Annotated in this window: 11 protein-coding genes; 5 read left to right on the plus strand and 6 right to left on the minus strand. The window is 47.6% G+C overall.

Going from position 1 to position 9,333, the window contains the following annotated elements:
- Position 1 precedes the first annotated feature (1 nt).
- From ACFS7Z_RS05900 to ACFS7Z_RS05925, 6 genes are all read right to left on the minus strand, one after another.
- The gene (locus ACFS7Z_RS05900; protein WP_377482300.1) at positions 2–340 is read right to left on the minus strand and encodes a hypothetical protein; all 339 of its coding nucleotides are present in this window, start codon (positions 338–340) and stop codon (positions 2–4) included.
- Positions 341–513: 173 nt separating this feature from the next.
- On the minus strand, positions 514–702 hold the full coding sequence (locus ACFS7Z_RS05905) for a FeoB-associated Cys-rich membrane protein (RefSeq protein ID WP_377482302.1): 189 nt from the start codon (positions 700–702) through the stop codon (positions 514–516).
- A gap of 31 nt (positions 703–733) precedes the next feature.
- Entirely contained in the window at positions 734–1,537 is an 804-nt protein-coding gene (locus ACFS7Z_RS05910) for an inositol monophosphatase family protein (protein WP_377482304.1), read from the minus strand.
- Complete coding sequence (locus ACFS7Z_RS05915) at positions 1,534–2,766, minus strand: Lnb N-terminal periplasmic domain-containing protein (protein ID WP_377482306.1); 1,233 nt, start codon at positions 2,764–2,766, stop codon at positions 1,534–1,536. Before ACFS7Z_RS05915 ends, ACFS7Z_RS05910 begins: the two co-directional genes overlap by 4 nt.
- A gap of 1 nt (position 2,767) precedes the next feature.
- The gene (gene rsmI, locus ACFS7Z_RS05920; RefSeq protein WP_377482308.1) at positions 2,768–3,478 is read right to left on the minus strand and encodes a 16S rRNA (cytidine(1402)-2'-O)-methyltransferase; all 711 of its coding nucleotides are present in this window, start codon (positions 3,476–3,478) and stop codon (positions 2,768–2,770) included.
- A 143-nt stretch (positions 3,479–3,621) separates the two neighbouring features.
- Positions 3,622–3,870, minus strand: coding sequence for a 4a-hydroxytetrahydrobiopterin dehydratase (locus tag ACFS7Z_RS05925; protein WP_377482310.1), 249 nt, complete (start codon positions 3,868–3,870; stop codon positions 3,622–3,624).
- Between the two features lie 113 nt (positions 3,871–3,983).
- Here ACFS7Z_RS05925 and ACFS7Z_RS05930 point away from each other — a divergent pair, with 113 nt between their 5' ends.
- The 5 genes from ACFS7Z_RS05930 to ACFS7Z_RS05950 form a co-directional block, all read left to right on the plus strand.
- Positions 3,984–4,844 carry an SDR family oxidoreductase gene (locus tag ACFS7Z_RS05930; protein ID WP_377482312.1) on the plus strand — a complete coding sequence of 287 codons (861 nt, stop codon included), beginning with the start codon at positions 3,984–3,986 and terminating at the stop codon, positions 4,842–4,844.
- 87 nt (positions 4,845–4,931) lie between these two features.
- Positions 4,932–5,234: a hypothetical protein gene (locus ACFS7Z_RS05935; RefSeq protein WP_377482314.1), complete on the plus strand. Its 303-nt coding sequence runs from the start codon at positions 4,932–4,934 to the stop codon at positions 5,232–5,234.
- An 80-nt stretch (positions 5,235–5,314) separates the two neighbouring features.
- Positions 5,315–5,575 carry a hypothetical protein gene (locus ACFS7Z_RS05940; RefSeq protein WP_377482316.1) on the plus strand — a complete coding sequence of 87 codons (261 nt, stop codon included), beginning with the start codon at positions 5,315–5,317 and terminating at the stop codon, positions 5,573–5,575.
- Between the two features lie 103 nt (positions 5,576–5,678).
- On the plus strand, positions 5,679–6,374 hold the full coding sequence (locus tag ACFS7Z_RS05945) for a metallophosphoesterase (RefSeq protein ID WP_377482318.1): 696 nt from the start codon (positions 5,679–5,681) through the stop codon (positions 6,372–6,374).
- A 700-nt stretch (positions 6,375–7,074) separates the two neighbouring features.
- On the plus strand, positions 7,075–9,333 hold a 2,259-nt coding region (locus tag ACFS7Z_RS05950; RefSeq protein ID WP_377482320.1), incomplete at its 3' end, for an IPT/TIG domain-containing protein.

The raw sequence follows: 9,333 nt of genomic DNA on the forward strand, positions 1-9,333 counted from the left end.
TTTACTTGTCGTCTTTGTCGAGGTCCTTTCCTAAATCCTCCACCTGTTTCAGGAAGGTGTCTACATTCTCATCAGCATAGGGGCCGTAGGAGTTGGAGATAGTGCCTTTCAGCCCGGAAGTAGTTTCCAACGCATAAAGGATAGACATATCATCAGGATTACTCTCTCCTTCAAAACGATAATGGTCTACAATACGCACCTGGTCTGGCCCAAACGTTTCTTTGCCATCCATGGTAGTAAGCACACCTTCTTCGTTTACCTTAAAATCGGTTTTATACCCGTCTTTAAACAAACGGTTTGTAACATTGACTAACGATCTTTCTTCAACTTTATCTTGCATAACAAATAGCTTATAGTTTCGGGTCCTAACTATAAAACTATACGCAAAAACAAGCTGAGGATACAAAAAGAGGGGAATTAATAATCATTCCACAACAGCAAAGGAAGAAACGAGAAGGTTTCAAAGGGAAGCCTGTCGTGATAACAGCAGGCTCTTCCCCTGTAATAAAAGCGCTACGACTGCTGTGCGGCAGCCTGCCTTTTCTCCAGGTCCTGCTGAATCTTTTTGAAGTTTATGGAAGAGCAGGCACTGCCACAGCCTTTGGCGCAGCCGGATTTAGCAGCAAAACTGCGGTACACCAGGCGGCCCATGTAAAAAGCAGCGGCTATAAAAACGAGGAGTATGATCAGTTCCTGTACCATGCCCTAACAACTAATTTAAAGTATAAAAAGTTTACTCAGCAGTTTGCTTCCAGTGCTCTTTTATGGTGTCCTGCATCTCAGAATGAATGTTGCTGTTGCTTGCCACAATCTCCCGCCCAAACACATAGTCGCCATCAGAAGTAAACTTGCTGAGCCTGCCTCCGGCCTCCAGCACAATAATGGTTCCGCCCGCTACATCCCATGGGTTCAGGTTGTACTCAAAAAAGCCCTCACAGCGGCCAGCCGCTACATAGGCTAAATCTAAGGCGGCAGAGCCTAACCTGCGTATGCCATGCGATTTCGACATAAAGGCTCCTAGTATCTGGAGATACTGCTGCGTCAGGCCAAAGTCATAGTAAGGGAAGCCTGTGGCGATGAGCGAATCCTTCAGAGCCGGAGCCTCCGAAACTTTAATGGGGTTATCGTTGCAGTAAGCGCCGCCGCCTTTGTAGGCAGAGAAGCACTCGTCGCGGCTTGGGTCGTACACTACGCCCACTACCACCTCGTCTCCGTCCATAAGGCCAACACTCACACAGAATATCGGAAGGCTGTGTGTAAAGTTGGTGGTGCCGTCCAAAGGGTCAATCACCCAATTGTAACGCTCACCTTTTGTCGTATCGGTACCTTCTTCGGTAATAAAGCCTGCCTCCGGAAACAGCTCCCGAAGTCCCTCCACCAGTTGCTCCTCCGCCTGCTTATCTACATAAGACACCAGGTCGTTAAAGCCCTTCATCTCAATTTTGGAGCGGTCGAAGTTCTGGGCTTCCTGGCGTATAAAACCGCCTACGCGGCGGGCAATGATGTTTAGGTTCTGTGATAGTTGGCTTAGGTTCATATTGCTTTTTCTACTCGTGGTGTTACGGTTGCTGGTTCTGTCTTTTTAGAAACCCATACGGTATACGCAGCTCTCAGGCCAAGGGCCAGGGTAACCGGTATAAAGGCAGTATGAAGCATCTGTGGCCACCAGGGCCAGAACACCAGCAGTACAGCCGCTATTATAGCTGTAGCCAGCATGTATTTGCTTACCCAGTCCTGCAGTGTGCTGCGCCGAAGAAAGAAAGCTACCACTATATGTGTTGGGATGGCCCACAGCAGGTTAAAGTTATAGGCTGTTGCCTGGTGGTCTGTAGCAAACCAAAGCAGGAGCATGATGATGCCCATGAAGCCAATGATAAAGAAGAACACCACATCGAATAAACGGCTGCGGCGGCGCTTCATCCAATCCATTACCGTAAGAGCCAGCACCACAGCAAAGAACAGCCACATAACAAGTGTTGGGGTAAATAAACCACGGGAGAAAGGAATGGGCTCCCGTTCAAAGAGCACTTTCATCTCCCCTACCAATGGCGCTGTCCGGCCGTCTCCTGTAAGCGTCGCGTTGGCGAAGCCCTTGGCCAGGTAGTCTGGCAGGAACATGTACTCATAAGGCGCTGCCTCCTGGTCAATTCGGGCACCCAGGGAAAAGTCAATGCCTAAGTCTCCCCAGGGCTGTGGCCCCAGGTAAAGGTCTATCAGGTTCCGGAAGGTCAGGTCCTCATCAAAATCGCTGATATTGAACCTGACCTGGTTCGGGAAAGTTGCCTCTACGCCATCACGGATGCGGGTGGCGCAGTTATCGAAAAAGAAGTCGTACAGGTAAAAGCGGTTGGCAGGCAGGTAATTATTCGTCAGGAAGGTCCAGTACTGCTGCTTCTGTTCCTCCGTAAAGTTCATCTCCTGCTCATACACCGAGCGGTTGTCCATGGTGTAGCTGTACACAAAATCACTGAAGTACGCGATCGAGAGCTTATACCGGAGCTTGCCCCTTGCAAACTTGAGGTAAAAGTTCGGCTCGTTAAAATCGAAGGTGCCGTAGTTAAAGACGATGTCGAACCCATTGATGGGGTCATTCACGCGTACAGCGCTGTGCCCGAAAATAGCGTAGAGTTCCGGGCCGCTGGAACACGTAATCAGGCTTATTTTAGCCTGTGGTGAAAGCTGCGTTCCCTCAAACTGCGCCCATCCCTGGAAAGAGAACAGGCAGAAGGCCAAAACCAGCCCTAATTGCTTTATATATTTTTTCATCTTATTCTTTGTCGGACTTGTTGCCTTTTGTGGCGCCTGATACCACTAACACAAACTCCCCTTTGATGGCTTTTGTGGTGAAAACCTGGACGAGCTCTTCCAGGGTTCCGTTGATGGTTTCCTCAAACATCTTCGTGATTTCACGTGAAACAGAGGCCGGACGCTCTCCCCCGAAGTACTCCTTAAACTGTGCCAAAGTCTTCTGAAGGCGGTGCGGCGACTCGTAAAATATCATGGTGCGCTCCTCCTCAGCCAGGCTCTGCAGGCGCGTTTGGCGGCCTTTCTTTACCGGGAGAAATCCCTCAAAGGTAAAACGGTCAGTACTAAAGCCGGATTTAACAATAGCAGGCACAAAGGCAGTAGCCCCTGGCAGGCACTCAATTTTAATATTATGCTTCAGGCACTCGCGCACCAGGTAAAAGCCAGGGTCCGATATACCCGGCGTGCCTGCATCCGAAATAAGCGCCATCACCTCCCCTGCCTTCAGGCGGTCTATCAGGTGGGCAGTGGCTTTATGCTCGTTGTGCAGGTGGTGGCTGTGCATGCGCTTGTCTATGCCCAGGTGCTGCAGCAGCTTTCCGCTTGTGCGGGTGTCTTCTGCTAGGATCACGTCCACCTCCTTCAGTATCCGTATGGCACGCAGTGTTATATCCTCTAAGTTACCGATGGGTGTTGGCACCAGGTATAGGCTTGTCTTTTCTTGTTCCTGCATACGCCAAAGATACTAAATGGAGTTCTGAGTTACGAGTTCTGAGTGCTGAGTTAGGCAGAATAGCTACGTGTAAGCGCTTAGGTCTTGTTACACGGAGCTACTCATTTCAGGTATGCCTGCATTCTCTACAAAAAAAATCCTGCTCAAGACTCGTAACTCTTTCTGTAAATCTCCTCTATCCGCTTCGCCAGCCTATGGTCGCGTATGGTGACCGTGTTGCCGGCATCATGGGTATATAGCTCTATGTCTACTTTATTATACACGTTGCTCCACCACGGATGATGGTCCATTTCCGCGGCCACAGCGGCCACTTCGTTCATAAATGCCATGGCCTCTTCAAAGTCCTTAAACGTGAGGCTGCTCTTTAACTTGTTGTCTTCTTCCTGCCACATAGTCTTAATAGTACTTTATACGGGTTTATACATTGGGTCTGGTTGTTACAGAAACTAGCCATAGGTGCAGGCGTATAGTTTAAGATTGTTACGAATTTTAATCTAATAATACTATGGAAAACAAACCAGAATCTTTACCGGCACAGAAACAGGAGAACCAGCCAGGCGATGAACATAAAATGACACCGAAACCGGAGATTATCCGCGACTCCTATAAAGGAAGTGATAAACTGCAGAACAAGGTGGCACTGATAACAGGAGGAGACAGTGGCATAGGCCGCGCTGTGGCCGTGCATTTTGCCCGTGAGGGTGCCGATGTGGCCATTGTGTATCTGGATGAAGACAAAGATGCGCAGGATACAAAGAAAATGATAGAGAAGGAAGGGAGAAAGTGCATCATACTGGCCGGCGACGTGGGTGACGAGGAGTTCTGCCAAAAGGCAGTGCGGCGTACTGTGGACGAGCTAGGCAAGCTGGACATACTGGTTAACAACGCAGCCGAGCAGCATGATCAGAAGGAACTGAGAGACATTTCCAAAGAGCAGCTGCAGCGCACCTTCCAGACCAACATCTTCGGGATGTTTTATATAACAAAAGCGGCCCTGGAGCATCTTCCAAAGGGCAGCGCCATCATCAACACCACCTCCGTTACCTCCTACCGCGGCAGCCACCACCTCATGGACTATGCCTCTACTAAAGGAGCCATCACCGCTTTTACTCGTTCTTTGTCTTCTAACCTGGCAGAGCAGAATATACGGGTGAATGCCGTAGCTCCCGGCCCCATCTGGACGCCGCTCATCCCGGCTTCTTTTAGCGAGGAAAAAGTGAAGGAATTTGGGCAGAACGTACCCTTAAAGCGGCCAGGTCAGCCATCCGAGGTGGCGCCAGCTTATGTTCTACTGGCTTCCGATGATGGTTCTTATATCACAGGTCAGGTGATACATATAAACGGCGGGGAGCAGGTTGGCGCATAAAGAACACTAAACCCAAAATAGCGAAACAGAGTAAAACCTTACTATAGGCACCTGTATAGGCTGCCTATCCACTTAAAGTTTAAAAATATGGCTGAAGATAAAGAAGATAAAAATAAACTGCAGGGGCAGTCTCCGAACGAGAGGCCTATTCGTGTAATAGAAGACGATACAAGCCAGCAGGAGATGCAGGCCGGGCACATTATACCGGGTGCAGATCCGCCAAAGAACGAGCACCAGCGCGGCGGCTTCGGTAACCGCGACGGCAAGGAAGGCTATGGCAGCGACACAGCAGGTAACGGACCAAGCGCTACCGGAGTAAATGATTATTCTGACGACGGTGTTCCACCGGCGGATAATATGCGTACCGAGGAAGAAGGCCGCGGTACGTAGGCTAAAGAGAACTATAAGTACTGGTGCTGTAGCATATCTTGCAGCGCCTCATGTTTCATTAAAATTAAAAGGAGGAAATTATGCCATCATATAAGCACACACAACCAAGCTCAGAAAACGAAGGAAAACCAACAGGAAGAGGCCAGGACAAAGCAGCCGGCGGAAAACCAGTAGATCCAGGAAACCAGACACGTGCAGAGCACGAAGAGCTAAGTGAAAAGTATACTGACGGATCAGGTGAAATTGCGGCTGATGCGAGTGAAAACGGAGTTAAAATAAAAACAAACAACGTAAACCGTAACACGAACAAGCCCGACATCGACAACAACAAGTATAATTAATAACCATACCTTATTTTTATTATAGAAATAGCACCTGCTGCAACGGGTGCTATTTCTGTTTGCATTACTTTTACCCCACTAACATCGCAATTCAATAAACCACATGGCCCGCTACGCCCTGACCGACATACACGGCTGTGTCCGTACTTTCAGAGCGCTCGTACATGAGCAGCTAAACCTCCAGAAATCAGACGAACTCTACGTGCTGGGCGATCTGGTAAATAAGGGGCCGGACAGCAAAGGCGTCATCGATTTTATACTGGAATTACAGGAGCAGCAATACCAGGTATACTGCCTGCGTGGCAACCACGACCAGATGCTGCTGAAAGCCGCTAAGAAAGGCCCCAAAGCATTAAACTTAACGGATACGGAGAAAAAGCTTGTGCTACACAGCTTTCAAATTAAGTCATTCGAGGACCTGCCAAAGAAGTACAGGAAATTTCTCAAGAGCCTGCCTTACTACCTCGAACTGCCAGACTACTACCTGGTGCACGCCGGGTTCAACTTCACGCAAGAGGATATATTCGCAGATAAAGATGCTATGCTAAACATCCGAGGCTATGAGGTAGACTGGCAAAGGCTGGATAACAAGGGCCTGCTGCACGGCCATACTCCCACCGCCCTCCACAGCATCAAAAAGTCCATTACACATAAAGACCAGCGGCTCAACCTGGATGCCGGCTGCGTCTATTACCGCAATGCCGCCCTCGGCAATCTCGTCGCGCTGGATCTGGACACACAGGAACTGTACATACAACCCAATCAGGATCGCCCCTACCCTGTTGCCCGAAAAAGCTGAGAGCTTTTATCAGTTAAGGTATAAAATAAAAGATAAGCCTGCTCCCTTTCTGTCTGCGCCTCAATGATGTTCTTTTACACGCATCATTTCAATAAAGTGCATTCCTTTTGTCGTTGTGGCTTTGCAATATACAAGTGCTTTTTTCCAGTATTCCTCTCAATCTCAGAGATTAGCTGTTCAAGCCTGAAACAGGTGTAATGCTTCCTCATCTCTAACCGTAGCATCCCATCCCTCTACATAAGATTTCTTTAAGGAATAGATTTCATGTTATGGTTTGAGCACCTTTTAGCTGTCAGGGAGCAGAAAACAAAATTGTGCAATTAGAGTTGGATTATGCTGGTATAGATGCTACATTAGGTGCTGCATATATAGTGCAATCTTGTAAAGGTTATAGATTCAAGTGATTAAGTATAAAATACATTTTCTCTCTTTGCAAAGCAAGGTTAATAATAGACCAATCTTAAAGTTAAATGAATAGTTTTTTATGTTTAATGAAGGTTTAGCGAATGTTGCGGCTGTTTTATTTTTACTGCATTTTTTATAAATATAGAATTTACTGCATATATATAATATTTGTTAATAAAAAAATAGTTATAAAAATTTGCTCAACTATAAAATAAAATATAGTTATTTGTGTGGATATAAACCGCTTAATATACAACTACCACTATTTAAATTTAAAAATCTAAAAGTACAATTTATGGCACAGGTCTACCCTCCCCCTCGTAAGAAAATGTTCCTTCTCTCGCTGCTCATGCAGTGTTTATTCATGCTTGGCTTTGTGTCGCAAGGTTTTGCGCAGGCAACCTTACCAACAAGCAATACCAACTGGTCCACCTTGCCTATGGGCTGGAGCAATGTAGGTGTAGGTACTGGTGGTGTAGATATTCCTAATTCAGGAGCATCAGTACAAAGTTCCGCTTATTATAATACGGTTGAGGGCACATATATACAAATCGATTTTGTAAATGTGCCTGATAAGATCTCGTTTTACTTGAGGGCTTCAGGGTTAGGCGGAACTTTTGACGGTATCTTTCAAATACTTGAATCAAGCACAGCAGGGAGTGGTTATGTAGCGGTGGGTACTGACATATCAGGAGAAGTACCAGGAGGAAGTGGTAAAGAAAAATATATAGAAAGGAATCTTAACTCCACTACTAGGTCTGTAAGACTGTACTTAAAGACAAAAGGGGCTAAACATCTTTACTTAGATAATGCCCAGATTACTGCTGCTCCTACAGGGCCAGAAGTAAATGTAAAAATAGCAGGTGCCGATTTGCTGAGCGGTAATACCTACAAATTTGGCACCGTAAACCTTAATAAGTCTAAAACAGTTGAGGTAACAGTAGAGAACAATGGTACAAGCACATTAAGGTTAGACTCTCCGGTTCTAGTAGGTGCGAATTCTAATTCGTTTTCTATTACACGGAGTGGTTATGTAGCTTCCTTAGAGCCTGGACAAACAGCTACCTTCCAGGTAACATTCAGTCCAACTGCTATTGGTGCATATTCTGCAGAAGTGCAGATCGGTAATGATGACAGTGATGAAAATCCATACCGCATTCTGATACAAGGTTCAGGTGCTATACTTGCCCCAACTATTACCAGCTTATCTTCCTATATGGGTGGTGTTGGAAAAGAAATAATTATAGAGGGTGCAGATTTTGTCAATGTAGACAGGGTGGAGTTTAGTAATGGAGTAAATGCTTCATTTACTTTTATAAGTGATACACAAATAAGGGTGTATGTGCCAGTTGGTGCTGTAGATGGACCTGTAACAGTATTTGCAGGTAATTCATCTGCTGCCAGTGAACCCTTTGATGTAGTACCTACCCCAGTGATTTCATCGGTAGACCCGGCAGAGGCGTACGAATTGGACATCGTTACCATTTCAGGCTCCTTCTTGACCTACCCAAATAGTACAACGGAGGTCGCTTTCAATGGAGTGCCTGCTACATTTACAACGCGTCTGGATGTCAACGGCAACACAGTTATTGATGCTAAGGTACCAGCTGGTGCCAAAGCAGGCCCTTTAACAGTAACAACACCTGGTGGTACAGGTTCTTATAACTTTACTGTACTGTACAGAACACCGACTATCACTTCAGTAAACCCGGATGCAGCGTACGAACTTGCGATAATAACCATTACTGGTACGAGTTTAGGAGGTGCAACCGTTGTGAGCTTCAACGGCATAGACGCCGCCTTCGAAGTAGACCCTGCAAGCGATGGTACCGTTCTCTACGCCGAGGTGCCGCTTGGTGCCACGACTGGCCCGCTGACGGTGACAACGCTTGGTGGCACGGCCTCCATTCATTTCACGGTTCTCAAGCCGGTTCCGTCTAACCTGACCATCAACCCGACCTCCGGCAAGATTGGCAGCGTAGTGACCATCTCGGGCGATAATCTGGCTGACGCGACTTCGGTAGTGTTTGCTGGCGGCGTGGCGGCAAGCTTCGCACCTATCACCAACAGCGATGGTTCAGTGTCACTGCAGGCTACAGTTCCGGCGGGCGCCGAGACTGGCCCTGTCACTGTGTCTAACGCAAACGGCTCTGGCAGCACTCCTACCTTTACGGTAATTAAGCCAACTATCACTTCAGTAAGCCCTGACGCAGATTACGAACTGGCAATAGTGACCATCACAGGCTCATACTTAAATGGTGCAACCGTTGTGAGCTTCAACGGCATAGACGCCGCCTTTGAGGAGGACCTTGCAAGCAACGGCACCATCATCTACGCCGAGGTGCCGCTTAGTGCCACGACCGGCCCGCTGACGGTGACAACACCTAATGGCACGGCCTCTATCAATTTCACGGTGCTCAAGCCGATTCCGTCTAACCTGACCATCAACCCGACCTCCGGCAAGATTGGCAGCGTAGTGACCATCTCGGGCGATAATCTGGCTGACGCGACTTCGGTAGTGTTTGCTGGCGGCGTGGCGGCAAGCTTCGCACCT

Source organism: Pontibacter toksunensis (assembly GCF_042686245.1).
GTDB lineage: Bacteria > Bacteroidota > Bacteroidia > Cytophagales > Hymenobacteraceae > Pontibacter > Pontibacter toksunensis.